The following is a 20072-nucleotide window of genomic DNA, read 5'->3' on the forward strand; positions in this document are numbered from 1 at the left end:
AAGTTTACAAATCATTTCAAGTCATTGTACAGTTTGCTTAATAAAACTTTATTCGGGTCTTGGCTTAATTCCCAAATCATTGCTCCACCTAAACCAGTTGATTTTATATAGGTAGTTTTATAACCCAAAGATTCTGAATCATCATAACTAATAAATTGACTGCCGTTGTATAACCAAGGTACTTTGGAATCCTGCTCCCAATAACGAATATACCCATTTTTATTTATATAATTTGCTTCGAGTTCAGCATAACTTATTGCTGAACCCCCTCCAAGGAATGATTGATACAAACCATTATTAATACTATTTACTTGGTTATAAGCTCTACCGTAGAAAGGCATTCCCATAACCAGCTTATTAGTAGGTACCCCATGACTCAAATAGGTCTGAACAGCATCTTGAACAGTCCACTCGGAGAAAAACGCTGTTTGAGGGTCACGGAAAAGTGGTGCATTCATTCCAGTGATAGAATCCCAAGACCCGTGCATATCATATGTCATGAGTTGCACATAATCAAGATATGGATGAAGCAAATTCAATTCTGTATTAGCCGCATAACTTTTTCCAGCACCACCTGCTATTGTTAAAAAGTATTGCTTCGCATCTTTAGCCGTTTGAGCATCTAACGTTTCTCTTATTTTCTTTAATAACAATGTAAAATTCTGTTTATCCTCAGGACGCGTAATATTGCCTGTTTTTCCTCCTGCAACTGGATATTCCCAGTCTAAATCGATTCCATCAAAACCATATTTGAGGATGAATTGGAGGCAACTTTCAGCAAAAATCGTCCTAGATTCTTCAGTAAGTGCTATATTAGAAAACTTATCTGACCATGTCCATCCGCCAACTGAAATTAATGTTTTCAAATGAGGATATTGCTGCTTAAGTTTAGTAAGTTGATAGAAGTTTCCTTTATATGGCTGTTCTGCAGTATCACCTGGAAATGGCTTTTCCACATCAGCCCAAGAATCTCCTAATGCAATTTTTCCATCTGCTGAAATATTAGCAAATGCATAATTCAAATGAGTGAGTTTACTTGCCTCAATATTCGTCACTTGAAAATTAGAATAGGTCGACCAGCTTGTGTAATAACCTACCATTTTATAATTATTTGGAGCTGGAGTTATCGCATTTTTTACATAAATCGTTCTAGAAGTCTGGGCTGTTTGATTGGCGGTGTCATAAACTACAACCTTAAGCATTTGCTCCCCATCAGGGACCCAAGGGTCAGTTGCCCAATTGACAGTAAAAGGCGCTGCAGTTAAAGTACGAATTAAATAACCACCGTTATTACTGTAAAATTCAACCTTGCTAATGCCTTTGTCATCAAGAGCATTAATAGAAAGCGACACTGTTCCACTAACTGTTTTTCCATCACTAGCAATTGGAGAAACGGAGATCTCGCTAACCTGCGGGGGCTGGTCTATTAGAATCTTACTGGCGGTTACAACTTTGATTGTTCCACTTGGAGCCGAATAATTTCCTTTTGCATCCTTTGCTTTTACAAAAAAACTATAGGATGTATTCGGGTTTAAGTTTTTAGCTTCATATTGGGGCGATGTAACACTAGCAATGATTCTATTATCCTGATATACATCATACCCGGTTACAGCAATATTATCGGTTGAAGTATTCCAAGCTAAAGAAATGGTTGTTTCCGTTATTTCTGTTGCTTGAAGATTTGATGGTACTGTCGGTGGTGTCCGATCCGGCTTTGCGGCCTCAACTGTCCCATAGCTAGTAAAACAACTAATAAAGAAAAGTAAAACCACGGAAAGAATCGTGAATTTGTTTGCAAGAAATTTTCGTGTTAGCTGCTCCATCCCTTCATGCCTTCCCCTCATATTAATATTAAAATCTACTATCCTAGTTAAATTTTAATATGAGGGCACTTTAGGAGATACAGGCAAATAAAGGTAAAGCTACCCGTTGTAGCAATGTTTTGATCAATCCTGTAAAAGAAAGTATATAAGGAAAGAATCAAGTCTATCCTTATTATTTATGAGGAGGTTTAAAAATGGATAATCACAGTAAGAACAGTGAACTACCACCCAAAACATGTACGATTGAAAGACTGATAACAAAAGCAGAGGATGTTAACAAAGTCATTGAAGGCAAGAAAACAGCAACCCGCCGAAATGGAAGGTATGCAGATGTTGGGGAGATCATGGTATTGAGGGAAAAGAAATTTATCGTTAATCGGGTTTATTCTCAGTCACTGGGAGAGCTAACCGATGATCATGCTCGGCAGGAAGGTTTTGATTCTGTCGAAGAGTATAAGCAAACAATCCTTTCCTACCACCCTGGTATGCCCTGGCTTCCAAAAATGAGGGTTTGGGTTCATGAATTTAGTCCGATTAACGAGTAGATACTATTTAAATATTGAAATGATGGTATCCGATCTATTACCTAGCTTCAGATACCATCCCCTTTTAAGATTATTATATTTTACCTATTTTAACAGTTATAAGAATACTATTCAGAATTTTTAATTTATTCACCTCTTACTAGTACCTTTTTCCTAGTTCTTTTTGTATAATAGAAATATAGTATACATAAACATACTCTTCTACTCAACTCCCCACCACTTTCTGTCACTACTTACTAACAGAAAGGAGGTTATCTTATGCACTCCACTCGCCCACTTGTGCAAATATTTGGAATGACATTTGATTTATCCATCATACTTACTAGCACAATCTCAGCGTTGATCGTGCTTATTTTCGTGTACATTTGTACAAGATACATTACCGAAAAAAAGCCCGGAAAACTTCAAAACTTAATGGAATGGATTATCGATTTTGTTGAGAATATCATGGTCAATTCCATTGGCAGCAAGGAAAATTTCTTTATTTTATCTGCTGGCGTAGGGCTTATTCTATATCTGTTTGTCGCTAATACTTTAGGGATTCCATTTTCGATTATTGCCGGGGAAGAACATGCAACCTGGTGGAAGTCACCAACTGCAGATGCTCACGTTACCTTGACGCTGGCTATTATGATGATAGTTTATACTCATTTTATAGCCATACGTCTGCATGGCTTTAAAAACTACCTTCTTAGTTTCTTTAAACCATTCAAAGCGCTCTTTGTGATTAATATTCTGGAGCAAGTTGCAACCACACTTACACTCGGGCTAAGACTATTCGGAAACATTTATGCCGGAGAAGTGATGCTTGCAATCCTTGCCGGAGCTGTGACGAAGGGCTTCAATGCTGGATGGTTTACAGGCCTTGGTGCTGGTTTACTTACTGCAGCACCTATGATGATTTGGCAAGCCTTCTGTTTATTCATAGGAGGAATCCAAGCCTACATTTTCGTTACATTGTTCATGGTTTATATTGGCCAAAGAGTGAATGAGGCCGCTTAAGGAGTGTTAAAAATGGGGGATTTTGAAATCTTCGGTATGCCTGTATCACTGGGGACGATGATTTACCAAGCTATTTTGTTTACTGTATTGATTTTTATTTTAAAAAACAAGTTTCTCGCAAAAATTGTGGGGGCACTGGAAAATCGCCGAGAAACTATTGAAAATGAACTTAGGCTTGCGGAGACATATAAACGTGATGCGGAAGAAAATATGATGAAACAGCGTGAAATCACCGAACAAGCTGCACAGGAGGCCAGAAAAATGATTTTAAATGGTCGTCAGGAAGCAGAGAATATTATTAAAGAAGCTCGAAAAGAAGCCTTAATGATTCGGACCCAAGCATATGATGATGGGCGTCCTAAGAAGGTTCATGGGGTGCGTGGTGCTTCATGAAAAATATTTATATTAAAGAACTAGGCAGGGTAGTTGAGAAAATAGAACTTGAAGAAGCTCCTAAATGGGTGAATATCAAATATGCTAGAGGGAATTTTCACAAGACAGCCTATATTATTAAAAATGATCCTGATGTCGCAAAGGATGCAATTGAAAATTTCCTAAAAGACTGCAATGCTAGTGAGGAAATTATCGATGACATAAAAAATCCTTTAAAAAAGGGGAAAAAGAGCGTAGAAACAAACCTTCAGGAATTTATTAACTTTTTAATCAAAACATCCTCTGTACACATTATGGGAGGAGTAGCTCTTGGTCTATCCATCTTCGCAGGTTATCAGCTTGGTGCAAAGATGGATGAGCAACTAAATAATTACCCATCATTTACTGTTATTGGTTTAATGTTCGGACTTGTCGTAGGCATTTTGATTGGTTATGTTATGATGTATAAATATATTGGAATCCTTTCCAAACAGGGTATAGCCCGGAGAAAACCAATAAAGGTAAGTAAAACAAATGATGCTGTTATTGAATGGCCGATTATTGAGCCAACCTTACATGATGTTCAAAGAGCAGTACGCAATTTTTCAGCTGATTTACCTAAAGGAATAAGCAGAACCATTCTTGTCAAAGCTGACAACAGCATTGACTTTGAAAAACTTGCTCCCTACCTAAAGGGAATACCGAACAAACCATTTTATATGTCAAAAGAAACATACGAAATTTTCGAGGAAAAGGACAAACATATACCTCCAATCCTAGACAAGGTTCAAAAAGCAGTTTATTTATTTTATAAAGCCACTGAAAAATATCCAATGATGCCATATGATACACTTCATAGAGTGAATTATTATCAATTGCTTCAGGATCATTATTTAACCGAAAAGCCTGACATTGAATTATATATTACTGAATACAACGGTCTAATTACCCACAAAAAACCCCAGAAAAAACAAGCTGGAGGGTATTAAATAATAATTAATCCCAAATTTAAAGCAGCTCCTGGTTTTTCCAGAAGTTGCTTTTTGTTTTTCGACAAATCCCCGCCGAAACTTGGCAGTTCATAGCAGCTAATGTCTTTTATGTTCGAATTTTCTTTATTTTAAAAAAACATTATCAAATTTCTGTTTAAATATGCTAAAATACTCTGTGGAAATATATTCACTTTAATTTATGAAAAGGATAGGAGAAGAATTTGTACAGGATTGTTATTGAACGCGAAGATGATGTGTACATGGCAAGTACAATCGGTAAACGAGTGGCTGAAGATTTTGGCTTAAATAAAAGCCAACAAACGAAATTAGTTGTATCCATAATGGAATTAACCCGTAACATTGTCTTTTACGCTGGCAAGGGCGAGCTTTTTATCAAGCCAGTTCCTTCCTATGGAATAGAAATTGTCGCTGTTGACCAAGGTCCTGGCATTCCTAACCTTGATCAAATTTTAAATAATAAAAAAGTCCATTCTAAAACTGGCTTAGGTCTGGGGATAACAGGAGTGAAACGTTTAATGGATGAATTTGAAATCACAAGCACTGTTCACCAAGGTACAAAAGTCCGAGCCGTAAAATGGTTTAGTGAAGGGCAGGTTAGTCAAATTGATTAAATCCCCTATCGCTCATGAGATCTCATATGGTCTAATTGAGCTCAATCCCGATGGAACAATAAAAAAAGCAAACAGCGAGGCAAAAAGACTGTTGCTCTCAGATGATAGAGATACAAACTATCTATTTCATCGTGTCAAAAACAATGAAATTAAGACAAAATTGCATGAATGCTTTATGGGAAAAACAAGCGAGTTCTTTGTAACTATTGAAGGTCAGCCTTATTTATTTTTATTCCATCGCTCATTAATCGAGCAAAAGCTAGATAAAATTCATGTTTATATGCTGAATATCTACAATTTGTTAAGTAATCATGACCATAATAACTGGAATAATCACTTATTGTCTTCTATTGGTGAAATGGCTGCCGGGATCGCCCACGAAGTACGTAATCCTCTAACTGCAGTAAAAGGTTTTCTTCAGTTAATGGAACAAACCTATAAAGAAGAATATACCCAAATTGCACAAAGTGAATTAGACCGCGCAATTCATATTTTGAACGATTTAATGAGTGTTTCAAAGCCTGAGTTCTTTCAAGAAAACCAAACAACCTTCAATGTTTGTTCTGAAATAGAATCTATACTGCTTTTATTTCAAAACCAGCTTTACCAAATCAATCTAATTAAGAGCTTTGAAAATGAAAACGCAGTCATAGTTGGTCGAAGAGATCAAATAAAAAAGGCGTTGTTTAATCTAATCAAAAATGCTATTGAGGCCATGTCAGATGGCGGGACTCTGATTATCGAACAATATGAAGATGGTCATGATGTCCATATAAGCATCTCAGATTCCGGGGTTGGTATTCCAAAGGACAAGCTCCGATTGCTTGGAACACCATTCTTTACATTAAAGCAGGACGGTAAAGGAATGGGATTAGCTCAGGTTTTTAACGCCATTCAGAGTAATCATGGCAAGATCCGCGTACAAAGTGAAGAAGGACTGGGAACAACCTTTTTCCTGTCGTTCCCTAAATCAAACCAATTTTCAACCCAATTTATAGGAGGTAATTCAATGTTACAAGTAATTGATTCAAAAACGGAATTAACGGACTTTTTGCATAAAAACCTGGATTTCTACACAAGAGAATGGGTTCAATATTTAGAGAAAAATAAAAGCTATATTACCTCTTTACTTATTGAAAATGGCGAAATGGAAGCATACGGCAAATACGGAAATCCGATTATGAAGCTTGTTGCCCAAAATATTCTTGAGTTAAAAACAGAATTAATTATGGATGTGGCAAAAGAAAGAGGCGTAAAAAGTGCAAAAACTGAGTTTCCAATGCACCTAGCGTGGGAGCTTTTCCAATCATCACGCGGAATTATCTGGAATGCCATTAAATCATTCTATAACGAATCCCAAAATAGTCTATCTACTGAAGAATTTTTCACTCTAGAACGCAGTGTAAATGATATCATCGATTTATATATTGACTCCTATACTGCTTATTACGTTAATTATAAGGAAGAATTGTTAAAAAGCCATCGCGAGACTGTGGACGAATTATCGGTTCCAATCATTCCGATTGCTGAAAAGGTTTGTATTCTGCCTGTTGTCGGAAATGTTGATACGTATCGAGCTAAAAAAATTCGTGAAAAAACATTAATTCGTGTAAAAGAGTTAAAGGCCCAGCAATTAATTATTGATATTTCTGGTGTTCCGTTTGTCGACACAGCTGTAGTCAATCACTTATTTAAAATCGTAAAAGGGATTAAATTACTTGGCTGCTCAACCATTCTCACAGGTATCAGTGCCGAAATCGCTGACACGATGATTGAACTGGGAATTGAAATCGACAATGAATTAAAAACAAAATCAGACTTGCAGCAAGCACTACAAGAAATCCCACAATTTGCAATTACAAAATAAAACTGTGTTATAGAAGAATTTGGATTTTGAACACTCTGTTGATTGGAGCGGAAATCAACAGACCAATTTTATAATTAAACACAAAAACCTGTGAGATTTATTTATTCACAGGTTTTTTCGTAATTTATTGTTCTTTTTTGTCATATACATGCAATTGCAATTCCTTTTCTTTTTTTATTTCTCTGATTTCTTTTATATCTTTTAATAAGCGGTAAGGCTTTGTGATTGCACGTTTAGGAATTGATAACAAAAAATGGCTCAAATCATCTTTATATTCTTGAGTGATCCGGTGAGGTTTAGATGCGATTCTTCTATAAACCTCTTTATAGAACTCTTTTTGTATATCAAGAGACATATCAATAACTCGGGAACACACCTCACATTCAAGATGTGAGATTTTATCATTGATATAGATAATTTTGTGTGGAACTTCATCCTTACAATGAATACAAAACAAATCGGCTTCCATCTCGATTCTCTTCAAGTGTTAGCCCCCCTTTTAAAAGTCTCATCACTCTTATCTTATTATTATATATTCTTTATAAATATAACAAATAAATTTTGAATAGGAAACAGAGTGGTGGACAAAAGGGGCCTTCCCCTACTATCCACCACTCTAGATCGGTTATATGCTATATTGATTTTTTTACTATACTAAAGCTTTTTCAACTTTTGCGATGCTTGCTTGGGTTTCAAGTAGTTCATCCTGCATTTTACGTAAATTCCAAATCGTTGATGGCTTTGTTTGTACCACATCATCATAAGAGATAATTTCGCCTTTTTTCACTGAGCGAAGTAATTGCACATTCGTGTCAACTAACCCAAGCGGGAATGCTTTCTTTTCTTTTGCTTCAGTAGCCTTCATAATCGTTCCATAAACTGTGAATCCACCTATACTATCAAGGAAGTCGCCAGCTTGTAAGTCTTTTTTCGCGACCGTTACGGTTTCGGCTTGAAGACCTGCCCAAGGTGCAATAGTTGGCTCATTGTAGATAGATGCTCTTGCAACGGATAGCGGAGTTTCAAGGCTGCATAAATGATATGGACGATAAAGAATATAGTTCGGTCCATCACCCATTTTCAAATATTGCATTTCATGATTCACTTCAGGTTTGTCGGATGCAATTATTGCAAACACTCCTGGAGCAACACCGTTTACAAACTCAACAACCCGTTTATTTTCAAGGATTCCGCCGTCCTCTTTAAGTCGGAATTCGGCAGGAAGGGATTGAACAGTACCTGTTATACCATGCATCCCCACTTTATCAGGTAAGAAACCTGTTGCATTTGCTACTGCTGTCATCTCTACCATCGTTTTAGTTCCATCTTGGAAAGAAGCAAGCATTTTTGGACTTGAGCCTTTTCTTGCTGCTTCCTCAGCAGCAGAATCAGGATTTGCTTCAAGATTTAGCGGATTGTTCTTTCCTTTACCTAAAGCCACTACTTCAAAGCCAAGTGCTTCTGCGAAATCATAAAGTTCCATAATACACCCTGGCTCATCACCAGCAGTACCTGTATAAACAACTCCTGCAGCGTTTGCCATTTTGTAAAGCAGCGGTCCAATGGTTACGTCCGCTTCAACATTGAGCATAACGATGTGTTTCTTGTTTAAAATCGAATCCCAAGCAATTTTCGCACCGATATTCGGAACCCCAGTCGCGTCAACGACAACTTCTACTTCTTCAATAGAAGTAACGAGACGTGAATCAGAAGTTGCCACTACTTTGTTAGCCTGGATCGCTTGAGAAGCTTCGACAGGGGAATTTGTCACTACGATATCTTCTTCGCGAACCCCTGCTTTAAGATATGCGTTTGTAACATTTTCAACCTTAATATCAGCTGTAATAACAACTCGCATTCCGTTCATGTTTTCAATTTGAGAAACCATTCCTCGGCCCATTTGACCCGCGCCAACAAGACCAACCTTTATGATTTTTCCCTCTTTTTCAAGTTGTTCCAGCTTTCTGTTTATTCCAAGCATCTCCATGCTCCTCTCCCATTTTTTCTTTTACTCTTTTAACTAGCTATTTGAATTCTACGCCGATTACATCTAGCTAAATCAATAATGATCTTTAACTGAGCCTATTCTTTTATAAAAACTAGCTCTATTCCTTCTAGTAATTCTGGAATTGGCTTATCTTCAACACAAATTGTCCCTGGCAGATCGGCTGAAGTCTCTCCATTAAAAGCAAGCGTGCAATGACCCAATTCACGAATTGTCTGATTGGCTTTTCCACCAACAAAGGAAATCTTAAAACTATTCCCACCAAGAATAAGGGTATCCCCTGCTTCTATATCTTGCAGAAGCTCTGTTTCCTCATGGATGACACCAATACTTTTTAAATCAGCTGGTGCGGTTTCATTGAAAATAATTAACATTTTTTCTGTTAAAAACAACTGAACCTCAGAACCGATTTCGGTTACTCTTGATTTGTATACGGTTGTTAAAGTATTTTCCATTAGGTAACCTCCAAGCATTAATCGTATAAACCAAAGCTAAATAGATATGCAATGACTACTGCCACCGGACCGGTAATTAATCGAGACATTAGAACGGCCGGAACCCCTACTTCAATTGTATCTGGTTCAGCTTCTCCAAGCGTTAATCCAACAGGAACGAAGTCGCAGCCAACTTGTGGGTTAATTGCAAACAATGCTGGTAAAGCAAGAGCAGGCGGAATGTTCCCTCTACCAATTTCAACCCCAATTAACACACCTACCACCTGAGCAATTACTGCACCGGGTCCAAGTAATGGAGATAGAATCGGCAGTGCACAAACGACCGAGATAATTAATAGTCCAACCAAGTTCCCTGCTAATGGTGACACTACTTTGGCGATTACATCACCAATACCTGTATAAAGAATAATACCGATTAGCGTAGATACAAATGCCATAAACGGGAGAATGTTTTTGATTACTTGTTCAACAGTTTCACGGCCGGCCTGGTAGAAGATACCAACTACTTTACCTGCACCGCGGCCAACTTTATTAACAATATCGAACCTTTTAGACTGTGCTGAATATCCAGCAGCTTTTTCTTTCGCTTCATTCTTAATCCTTAGGGCATGATCTTTGTCGAGAACAGATTCAACTGCCTTTGCCTCAACTTTATCAGTAGTATGTTGAATTTGGGCTTCTTTAACTCCTGATACAAAATTGTCCTCTTTTATGAAGTTCATTAATGGTCCAGATGGTGATGTCGGTGTTAAGTTTACAGTGAGAACACCCATTTTTGGATAAACGCCACAGCGTGCTGTTCCACCACAGTCAATAATCACACAAGCCATTTCTTCTTTATCGATTGATGTTTTAAAACCATCAACTGCTTCTGCATTGGTCAAATCGGCGATTTTTTGGGCGATTGGGTGAATTCCGCCACCCGTTACGGAAACAACGTATTTTTTCTTTTCAGTTGGTAGAATCGTTAATGGTCCACCCCATCCACCAGGTCCTTTAGAAATTTTAACAGCATGATATTTCGTCATCGTAGTTTCCCCCTTTTACGCACTCATTGTTTGAGCGGAGTCAGAATCAGATTTAACCTGTTTGTTCTTCATCATTGCTTCTGTGATTTTTTCAGTTACAATACCTCTGATTAGGATTACAATAACCCCTACTATGAAGAAACGGATAGCCAAAGGTCCTAATGATAACCCTAGAGTCGTAATCCCTTGAGCGATCCCCATATATACGAAAAGTTCGGCTGGATTAGCATGTGGAAATAATCCTGTAACAGGATGAACAAATGAAACGGCTGCATCATAGAAAGCTGGTTTTTGTTTTTCTGGAAGGAATTTACCAAAGGTATATGCCATTGGATTTGTAAGGAAGAATACTGCTAATACTGGAAAGATCGTGTAGCGTAACACAATATTTTTTGTACACTTTTGAGCGAAACGATGAATTCGTTCTTCCCCTACCATTTTAATAATTGCATTTATGGCAGTGATTAAACAAATGAGGGTTGGGATGATTCCCGTGAACAAACCCATAAATGTTTCGCCACCCTTTTGAAACATTCCGATAAAGCCTTCAGCAACATGTACCAAAACGTCCATCTTTTTTCCCCCTAACCAATTGGTTGTGTTTTTTCCATCTGTAAATGGATTTTCTCAATAGCCATGCTAACAGCGAACCCCAATTTATTGTCTTTGATTTTTTGTTTGCATTCGTTCAAGGATAATCCATTAAAATTGGTTACCTCCTTAAATCTTGCAAACACTGTGACACCTTCTAATTTTTTAAATTCTAAAATAATTCCATTAATATCAGTTACGATAATGACGACAACTCCAGTGCCAAGTCTTTCCTTTTTTACCCCAACACCAAGATAGCCTGAAGAACGTTTGCTCATTTGTCTGATCGTATTCTTGTAATGTCTATTCTGGTTCCAAGTTAGTGCAATTTGCAGCAACCATATCCCAACGAATAAACCGATGAACCACCCCCACAAGAGCTATTCCTCCTTTACCATGAATTGTGTAACAAATGTTCCATACCGTAACCTATGTTATTATTATAAAAGCGCTTTCAGTTTATTGTCAATAAATAATATTAAAAAAACTTTTTAAATAAAAAAAAGCGGAGTCAGCGCTCCACTTATGATTTCCAAGTTATTCATTTTTAATGAGAATTTTACTATTGCAGAAGGGACATCGCTGTAAGTTCATCGGTAATTAAAACGTCAATTAACTTCCCTTTTAGTGAGGCCTTAATTGCCTTTACTTTTTCTAATCCTGCTGCCACTCCAATTACCATCGGTATTTCCTTCAGTTTTTCAATTGGCAGTGAAATCACCTTCTCATTCCATGAATATGAGGATACATTTCCGTTTTCATCAATAAAGTTATAGCAAATATCACCGATAGAGTCATTAAAATCGTTGTTCTCCCTTATTTTACGCCCAAAATATGATTTGACCATTGTGGAATGCTGAGGAATTCCACCGATCCCTACTATCGCAATATCCGATCGGGATGCTAATTCGAATATATTTTGAATGGATGATTGCTGAATGACAATCTCTTTTGCTTCTTTTGAATCGACCATAACTGGCGCATGAAGGAGCTTGTAGTTAGCTTGAAGACTTTCAGCAAGCTTTGAAACGATATAATTTGAATGAAAATCCACCTTTTCATCCCCAAGACCACCAACTAATGGAACAAATGTGACTGATCGATAATAGAAATTAGTCGCGATTGATTTCACCATTTCATCCAAAGTCGTTCCCGATGACACACCAATGGTTTGACCATCTTTTATTACCCTAAGTAAATATTGACCGGCTGCTGCACCAATTCTAGCCTTTGAAGATTCATTTCCTACTGTTGGAACACATATTACCTCTTTAAGACCGTATAATCGTTCAATTTCTCGTTCTAACTGACTAAATGGATGGATAACTTCATCATGAATGATGATTTCGACAATCCCCATTTCCCTTGCCTTGGAAAGATATTTTGAAATAAGGGATCGGCTCACTCCAATTTCTTTGGCGATATCGGATTGGTTAGCCCCTTGTTCGTAATATAATTGAGCAATTCTAACCAGCAGTCGACGATCTTCTAATAAAGACACTATAACTTCATCTTCTTTCTCAATATAATTTTTTCGAAATAGTAATAGAGTTTAACACCAATTACCTGAAAGCGCTTAATTTATTAAATAAAATAAAAATTTCATCTGTTTTTTCTTCACCATTGATACTAATTGTAACATATGTTCCAAAAAACTGTAAATTATATTATCATATTACAATACTAATAAAAAGAATTGAAGATTCCATTATTAATTTTAAGGCATGTTTTTGAATCGTGCCGATTTTTCGAAAAATAAAAAAAAGCCATCCCCTCGAATGGCTTTACACATTTTTGATTAAAGCTGTTGCTGTATGTTCATCGGTAATCAAAACATTGATAAGTTTCCCGTTCAGGGCACCGAGCAAGCTTTCAAGCTTATGAGCTCCTTCGGTAACAGCGATAACCTCTTTTACTTCTTTCAGCTGTTCCAATGAGATTCCGATAACCTTATTATTTAACTCATCATTGACGGCAGTTCCAGTCTTATCAAAGAAACGGAAACCAATATCGCCGACGGCTCCGACCTCACGTAAATGTTTAACATCACTTTCTTGTAAGTAGCCTATTTCTTCAAGAGTAGAAGATTTATGCGGATTTCCAATTCCTATTAAGGCTACATCTACATTTTTTCCTTCTTCTAGAACAGCTTTAATATCTTCCATTGCCATTAAACGCTCTTTTAGCTCCTCTGTTTCGACAATGGCCGGCGCATATAGATAAGAACATTTGCAATGCATTTTTTTCGCCAGTTCATAGGCTAATTGGTTCGCATGTATTTCCACATGCTGACTGCCCATACCGCCCTCTAGCGGGATGATTTTCATATTTAAACGACGTTCATACGGGTACTCTCTAACAAGCTCAGCAAGCGTAGTTCCCCATGAAATACCTAACCGATTACAATTTTTAATGTTTTTTGATACATAGTATGCACCTGATTGCCCCACTGCCCGTTTGATCATATCCGGGGTTAGGCCGAAAGTTGGTACAACAACAGCATCCTTCAAACCGAACTTCTTCTCTAAGTCATTTTCCAGTTCGACTGTATGGACCGTTTCATCTTTAATATAAACCTCGACAATTCCAGCGTCTTTTGCCTTTTGTAAATATTTCGAAATTACTGGTCTGGATACACCAATTTTTTTGGCGATTTGTTCTTGTGTCCAGCCATCATTATAATAAAGATTTGCAATTTTAACTAATTGCCTTCTTTCTTCCCAACTTAACATACGTTCACCTCCCATACTAATACCTTCTATGTAGAGTTAAAGTCTAATCTTTATTCTACTATTTTTTAACCAAAAAAGAACCTACTAAACCACTTGAATACTCACAATCAAATTTCAATTCCAAGAAGGGCTGCATCCAACTTGCTGGAAGCAGCCCTAGTTATATTTTATACTAATGCAACTTTGTTCTTTAATTTATGAACAATCTTTTCGGCACACTCATAGAAAGCCTCTGTTACAGACGGATGTGGATGAATCATTTTTGCCGCTTCCACTACTGTTCCTTCTAAATACATAAACGCAGAGGCTTCAGAAATCATCTCCGTAACATGCGGACCCACCATTGTGACACCAATAATTTCACCAAATTGCTCATCATATACGATTTTTACAAATCCACTCGTCTCTCCTAGTGCCAAAGCCTTACCATTCCCGACAAGATCAAATCGTTCTGACCGAACTGTCAAACCTTGCTTTTTCGCATCATCCTCTGATAGACCAACGCTAGCTATTTCAGGAAAAGTATAAATGCAGCGAGGAATCACTTTATAGTCGATTCTTTCCACTTCCCCTGCTGCATTGGCAGCAGCTATATTTCCCTCGGCACTTGCCACATGGGCTAATTGGTAGCCCCCAACAATATCACCAACTGCATAAATATTCGGGATACTTGTCTCCATTTTTTCATTGACCTTAATGAATGGACCCTCTTTGACGAGCTGAAGATTTTGTACAGCTGCTAAATTCGGTTTACGACCAACGCTTACTAAAAGTGCCTCCGATTCAACGACAAATTCCTTGCCCTTAGAATCTATACAACGAACAACAGTTTGTCCATCTTTCTTGACTTCGACCACTTTAGTACCAGTATATATACAAATCCCTTTTTTCTTTAAATCCTTTGTTAACAGTTTTGAGGCCTCTGCATCCTCAAGTGGAACAATTCGATCCGCCATTTCAATAACCGTAACGCTTGTATTTAAGCTTGCAAAAATGCAGGCGAATTCTAATCCAATTACACCGCCGCCAATAATGACAATAGACTCGGGAATATCGCTGATATCAAAGATGGTATCGCTCGTATGGTAATCGACCGAAGATAACCCCACAATAGGAGGAACAAAAGGTGAAGAACCTGTCGCGACAATAATTTGCTTTGCCTGGATTTGCTCCTCCATCCCATCTCTATCAATTTTGATCATTTGATTTTCTTCAATTGTTCCAAAACCTTGATATACTGCAATTTTTCCCTGGTTTAACAGATATTGAATTCCCTTGCGGAGGCGAACAATTACTTCATCCTTACGTTTTTTCATTTTATCAAAGGAAAAAACAACTTCGCCTGTCTCAATTCCCCAGTCTTTCGCAACCTTAATAGACTCAATAATTTCGGCATGCTTAAGCAGGGTTTTCGAAGGAATACAGCCCCTGTTAAGGCAAGTTCCACCCAAAAAGTCGGCTTCTACCAATGCAACCTTTTTGCCAAGATGTGCTGCTTTGAGCGCTGCCACATAGCCACCCGGGCCACCGCCAATTACCGCAATATCAAATTGATTCATGATACAAGCTCCTTTAAATTAGTAATTCAAATGGATTTTCTAAGACTGTTTTCAAGTCGGTCAAAAATGCGGCAGCAGGTGCACCATCTATGACACGATGATCAAAGGATAGACTGAGCCCCATCATCGGACGCAATACAATGGCACCGTTTATTCCAACTGGTTTTTCGACAATTCTACCTACTCCAAGAATCGCTAATTCAGGTTGATTAATGATCGGAGTAAACGTATCAACTGCGTACATTCCTAAATTACTAATCGTAAACGTTCCACCGGAAAATTGGGCTGGCGTTAGTTTATTTTCTCTTGCTGCATTTCCAAGTGTTTTGCATTCTTCTGTTAATGCTGCCAAACCTTTAAGATCTGCATGTTTTATGACTGGAACAACAAGACCATTATCGACTGCCACAGCAAGACCTATATTGACTTCATCATGAAATACAATCTCATCACCTTGGAGAGATGCATTGATGATCGGATGATTTTTCAATGTTTGAGCTACAGCCTTAAGAATGATTTCCGTATAAGATAGTCGGAAACCTGTTTGCTTTTCGATTTTTCCAAGCAATTGCTTTCGAATTTCAATCGCTTTGGACATGTCAATCTCACTATTCAATGTAACATGTGGAGCGGTATAAGCACTTTCTGCCATTCGTTTGGCTATCACTTTGCGCATCCCATCAAGCTTGACGGTACGCTTAACCTGTTGAACCGGCTGTGTAGTTGTGACAGGGCTTGCCAACGAACCTTCTACATCCTGCTTAAGGATTTTTCCATTAGTACCTGATCCTTGCATGCCTGATAAATTTACACCTTGCGCATGGGCAAGCTTTTTAGCAAGCGGCGTTGCTTTTGGTGAAGCATGATTAATAGAATATGAGACTACATCCGCAACATGAATCCGCCCTTTTGGTCCTGAACCAGGGACTTCTTGCAAGCCAATTCCTTTTTGTTTCGCCACTCTTCTGGCTGCAGGAGTTACTCTTGGTTTTTCTGTAAAAGCGTTTACAGACTGTCTTTCTTCCTCCATTACAGACGGTGCGGATCCATTATCATCTGAATTTGAAGTTGCCTCTGAATTACCTTCTGCTGAACCCGGAGGATGATCCGGTACAGATTCGTTTGAATCACCGATATAACCAATAACATGGTTAACCGGAACTTCATCGTCTTCCTTATAGTACCGTTTGATAAGTGTGCCTTCTTCATAGGCCTCCACTTCAATATTAATTTTATCTGTCATAATCTCAAACAATGGGTCACCAACGGAAACACTGTCACCTTCTTCTTTAAACCATTGAAGGAGCGTTCCGACCGACATCGTACTGCTTAGCTTGGGCATAAATATTTCTTTAGCCATTAAAATGTCCTCCTCATTAAGCGCGGTTTAACGTTTCTTTGACAGCTTGAATAATATCCGGTACCTGTGGTATTGCTGCCTTTTCAAGAACAGGATTATAAGGAATTGGAACTGCTTTTCCTCCCAATCGCTTAATCGGTGCATCCAAATAGTCAAACGCTTCACTTTCTGCGATCATACTGGCAATTTCTCCACCAAAGCCACCACGTTTGACTGCCTCGTGGACAACAATCACTCTTGAAGTCTTCTTAACAGAGTTTACAATCGTTTCCTCATCAAGGGGTACAAGTGTCCGTGGATCAATGACTTCAACGCTGATTCCCTCTTTTTCTAGTTCTACTGCTGCTTCAAGTGCCTTATGAACCATAATCGCAGTTGCGACGATAGTAACATCAGTGCCCTCCCGTTTTACATCTGCTTTACCTAACGGAATCGAATATTGTTCTTCCGGAACATCACATTTCGTTCGATACAATAATTTATGTTCATAGAATATTACCGGGTTATCGTCGTCCATAGCTGCCTTTAATAAACCTTTTGCATCATAAGCCGTTGAAGGCTGGACTACCTTCAAACCTGGAATGTGAGTCATCCAAGCTTCTAAGCTTTGAGAATGCTGAGCAGCAGCTCCGGTTCCAGAACCGGAAGGAGTTCTTAAAACCATTGGTACCTTTCCTTTTCCACCATACATATAACGGAGTTTGGCTGCCTGATTCACCATTTGATCCATTGCGATGGTAATAAAATCAGAGAATTGAAGTTCCAAAATCGGTCTCATTCCCGTTAAAGCAGAACCAACAGCAGCACCAGCAATAGCTGCCTCTGAAATCGGAGTATTACGAATCCGTTCAGGACCAAATTCCTCGATCATTCCCCTGGTAACACCAAAAGCTCCCCCATATACACCAATGTCTTCACCTAAAATAAAAACATCCTCATTTTTTCTCATTTCTTGGCTCATTGCTTCTCTAACGGCTTCTAAATAAGTAATCTCCCTCATTATCTATTACTCCTCCCGTTTCTTATGCGAAAATATCTTCCATTAAAGTCTCTAACCCTGGCTCGGGACTATTTTGGGCAAACACAACAGATTCCTCAATTTCCTTTTTTGCTTCTTGTCTTAATCTGTCAGCATCTTCATTAGTAAAGATCCCTTCTGAAATCAATAGATTGGCAAGACGGGCAATTGGATCCTTCGCTCTCCACTCCTGCTCTTCCTCACGGGTACGATATTTTTTGGCATCACTCTTAGAGTGACCTTTCCAGCGATATGTCTTTGCTTCTATTAATGTAGGACCATTTCCGGAACGGGCGTATGCAACTGCATCATATACTTCATTCATAACCTCGATAATATTATTACCGTCTACCACTTTGCCTGGAATACCATATGAACCAGCCCGTTCAGCAATGTGCTCGATGTTCACCATTTCCTTTACTGGACCGGACATACCGTATTGATTATTTTCACAGATGAAAACAACAGGAAGTTTCCAAATAGAGGCTAGGTTAACTGCTTCATGAAAGCTGCCTTCATTTGTTGAACCATCACCGAAGAAGCAAAGCGTTACATAGCCTTGATTTTTCATTTTGGATGTTAGAGCAGAGCCTACTGCAAGTGGAAGTCCTCCGCCTACAATCCCATTCGCTCCCAAGTTCCCTTTATCTACATCCGCAATATGCATGGAACCGCCTTTACCTTTGCAATAACCTGTAGTTCTTCCAAACAACTCCGCCATCATTCTATTAACATCAGCACCTTTAGCAATACAATGTCCATGCCCTCGGTGGGTGCTCGTAATTTTATCTATTTCTTCGATCACAGCACATGCACCGGAAGCAGAAGCTTCCTGTCCGACTGCCAAGTGCGTTGTTCCGTGGATCATCCCTTTTGCAAAGAATTCATCAACCTTTTCTTCAAAAAAACGAATTACCCACATTTGCTTATATAAATCAATTAATTTTGCTTCTGCCACATTTGGTGGAAGTTTAACTGTTTTTAACATGATTACTCCTCCTTGTTTTACATTTGTTCTTATGTGTTACATTTGTAATCATTGTATATTTTAGGCTTACTTTCGTCAAGGTGTATTTTTACTGTCCTACCCCGATCTGAAGTTAGCAATAAAAAAAGAGAAAACCGCTACTTCATGCGATTTTCCCTTATCTGATAATTGATTTTCATTTAATTAATACGTAAAAATATCTGGTTTTAATAGATACTCTAGCTGGTGGTTTGCCGGGGAATTGATTACATCCGTAATAGAAGGTTTCATATTCTTAATCTTTCGAATTGGAAAGATGCTAATACTTTGTCTAGTAATTTACTATTTCGAAAAACGTCTTCTATTTTGTCCAAATACGGAACTGTACCAATTACAGGAATCTCGGTTAGCAACTCAATCATTTTTTTATTATCTTGTTCAACCTTAAGATCCTCTAACCCTAATCGATTTAGAATAATCCCAGCGACCTCTATTCCAGCTGCCCTCAGCGCCATAACAGAAAGAACCGTGTGATTGATCGTTCCAACACCAGCCCGTGCTACAAGAATGACGGGTATTGATAATTCCTGAATCAACTGAAGCATACAGTAACCAGTTTCTTGAAGCGGTACGATCAAGCCTCCCGCACCTTCAACTAAGACAGTGTCATATTTTTGTTCTAGCATCTTGAAATGATCGATGATCTTCATCGGTAATATTTCTACCTTTTCTTCTTTTGCCGCTAAATGTGGGGAACTAGGCATTTTGAATAAATACGTATTTGCCTCCCCTTCATTCAATGTTGGAATTGCCAACTGATAAAGCTCAACATCAGGAGCAACAAGGTTTCCTGCAACATCGATTCCCCCGCTTTGAACAGGTTTGTAAGGCAAGACCTGTTTTTGCTGCTTCCGAAAATACGCTGCCAATAACGCTGTAATTACCGTCTTTCCGACATCTGTGTCTGTTCCGGTAATAAAATAACTGCTCATCTCATACCCTCCGTAATTTATGTTAACCGTTTTTAAAAATAAGTTAACATAAAGAAGAGCATTTATCAACGATATACAAGCTCGGTTCTATAACGGCCTAAAACAATAATTCAATGGTTCTGTAAATAAAGC

The 20072-nt window shown here is 38.2% G+C and carries 20 protein-coding genes; 6 read left to right on the forward strand and 14 right to left on the reverse strand.

The window, feature by feature from the left end; all coding sequences use genetic code 11:
- Window positions 1-11: 11 nt before the first annotated feature.
- Window positions 12-1823, reverse strand: a complete 1812-nt coding sequence (locus tag ACI48O_RS00510; RefSeq protein ID WP_435559738.1) for a glycosyl hydrolase family 18 protein — start codon at window positions 1821-1823, stop codon at window positions 12-14.
- 194 nt (window positions 1824-2017) lie between these two features.
- Here ACI48O_RS00510 and ACI48O_RS00515 point away from each other — a divergent pair, with 194 nt between their 5' ends.
- From ACI48O_RS00515 to ACI48O_RS00540, 6 genes are all read left to right on the forward strand, one after another.
- On the forward strand, window positions 2018-2368 hold the full coding sequence (locus ACI48O_RS00515; RefSeq protein ID WP_435559739.1) for an ASCH domain-containing protein: 351 nt from the start codon (window positions 2018-2020) through the stop codon (window positions 2366-2368).
- 258 nt (window positions 2369-2626) lie between these two features.
- Window positions 2627-3370, forward strand: a complete 744-nt coding sequence (gene atpB / locus ACI48O_RS00520; protein ID WP_435559740.1) for a F0F1 ATP synthase subunit A — start codon at window positions 2627-2629, stop codon at window positions 3368-3370.
- 12 nt (window positions 3371-3382) lie between these two features.
- Window positions 3383-3763, forward strand: coding sequence for an ATP synthase F0 subunit B (locus tag ACI48O_RS00525; protein WP_435559741.1), 381 nt, complete (start codon window positions 3383-3385; stop codon window positions 3761-3763).
- Complete coding sequence (locus ACI48O_RS00530; RefSeq protein WP_435559742.1) at window positions 3760-4731, forward strand: AtpZ/AtpI family protein; 972 nt, start codon at window positions 3760-3762, stop codon at window positions 4729-4731. The genes ACI48O_RS00525 and ACI48O_RS00530 overlap by 4 nt, the downstream gene beginning before the upstream one ends.
- A 224-nt stretch (window positions 4732-4955) precedes the next feature.
- A complete protein-coding gene (locus tag ACI48O_RS00535) occupies window positions 4956-5366 on the forward strand; it encodes an ATP-binding protein (RefSeq protein ID WP_435559743.1) in 411 nt (136 codons plus the stop codon).
- The gene (locus ACI48O_RS00540; RefSeq protein ID WP_435559744.1) at window positions 5359-7233 is read left to right on the forward strand and encodes an ATP-binding protein; all 1875 of its coding nucleotides are present in this window, start codon (window positions 5359-5361) and stop codon (window positions 7231-7233) included. Before ACI48O_RS00535 ends, ACI48O_RS00540 begins: the two co-directional genes overlap by 8 nt.
- A 124-nt stretch (window positions 7234-7357) precedes the next feature.
- Here the strand turns inward: ACI48O_RS00540 and ACI48O_RS00545 are convergent, their stop codons facing one another.
- From ACI48O_RS00545 to bioD, 13 genes are all read right to left on the reverse strand, one after another.
- Window positions 7358-7717, reverse strand: coding sequence for a bh protein (locus tag ACI48O_RS00545; protein WP_435559745.1), 360 nt, complete (start codon window positions 7715-7717; stop codon window positions 7358-7360).
- 165 nt (window positions 7718-7882) lie between these two features.
- Entirely contained in the window at window positions 7883-9214 is a 1332-nt protein-coding gene (locus ACI48O_RS00550; protein WP_435560017.1) for an NAD(P)H-dependent oxidoreductase, read from the reverse strand.
- 101 nt (window positions 9215-9315) lie between these two features.
- Window positions 9316-9693 carry a PTS glucitol/sorbitol transporter subunit IIA gene (locus tag ACI48O_RS00555; RefSeq protein WP_435559746.1) on the reverse strand — a complete coding sequence of 126 codons (378 nt, stop codon included), beginning with the start codon at window positions 9691-9693 and terminating at the stop codon, window positions 9316-9318.
- A 17-nt stretch (window positions 9694-9710) separates the two neighbouring features.
- Window positions 9711-10721, reverse strand: a complete 1011-nt coding sequence (gene srlE / locus ACI48O_RS00560) for a PTS glucitol/sorbitol transporter subunit IIB (protein ID WP_435559747.1) — start codon at window positions 10719-10721, stop codon at window positions 9711-9713.
- 15 nt (window positions 10722-10736) lie between these two features.
- Window positions 10737-11294, reverse strand: coding sequence for a PTS glucitol/sorbitol transporter subunit IIC (srlA, locus tag ACI48O_RS00565; protein ID WP_435559748.1), 558 nt, complete (start codon window positions 11292-11294; stop codon window positions 10737-10739).
- Between the two features lie 11 nt (window positions 11295-11305).
- Window positions 11306-11689, reverse strand: a complete 384-nt coding sequence (locus ACI48O_RS00570) for a transcriptional regulator GutM (protein ID WP_435559749.1) — start codon at window positions 11687-11689, stop codon at window positions 11306-11308.
- 185 nt (window positions 11690-11874) lie between these two features.
- A complete protein-coding gene (locus ACI48O_RS00575) occupies window positions 11875-12813 on the reverse strand; it encodes a sugar-binding transcriptional regulator (RefSeq protein ID WP_435559750.1) in 939 nt (312 codons plus the stop codon).
- Between the two features lie 283 nt (window positions 12814-13096).
- Complete coding sequence (locus tag ACI48O_RS00580) at window positions 13097-14044, reverse strand: sugar-binding transcriptional regulator (protein WP_435559751.1); 948 nt, start codon at window positions 14042-14044, stop codon at window positions 13097-13099.
- A 167-nt stretch (window positions 14045-14211) separates the two neighbouring features.
- Window positions 14212-15606 carry a dihydrolipoyl dehydrogenase gene (gene lpdA, locus ACI48O_RS00585; RefSeq protein ID WP_435560018.1) on the reverse strand — a complete coding sequence of 465 codons (1395 nt, stop codon included), beginning with the start codon at window positions 15604-15606 and terminating at the stop codon, window positions 14212-14214.
- A 10-nt stretch (window positions 15607-15616) separates the two neighbouring features.
- A complete protein-coding gene (locus ACI48O_RS00590; protein ID WP_435559752.1) occupies window positions 15617-16963 on the reverse strand; it encodes a dihydrolipoamide acetyltransferase family protein in 1347 nt (448 codons plus the stop codon).
- Between the two features lie 16 nt (window positions 16964-16979).
- On the reverse strand, window positions 16980-17963 hold the full coding sequence (locus tag ACI48O_RS00595; protein ID WP_435559753.1) for an alpha-ketoacid dehydrogenase subunit beta: 984 nt from the start codon (window positions 17961-17963) through the stop codon (window positions 16980-16982).
- A gap of 22 nt (window positions 17964-17985) precedes the next feature.
- Entirely contained in the window at window positions 17986-18969 is a 984-nt protein-coding gene (locus tag ACI48O_RS00600) for a thiamine pyrophosphate-dependent dehydrogenase E1 component subunit alpha (RefSeq protein WP_435559754.1), read from the reverse strand.
- Between the two features lie 266 nt (window positions 18970-19235).
- Complete coding sequence (bioD, locus tag ACI48O_RS00605) at window positions 19236-19940, reverse strand: dethiobiotin synthase (protein WP_435559755.1); 705 nt, start codon at window positions 19938-19940, stop codon at window positions 19236-19238.
- Window positions 19941-20072 lie beyond the last annotated feature (132 nt).

Source organism: Neobacillus terrisolis, assembly GCF_051233475.1.
GTDB lineage: Bacteria > Bacillota > Bacilli > Bacillales > Cytobacillaceae > Bacillus_BU.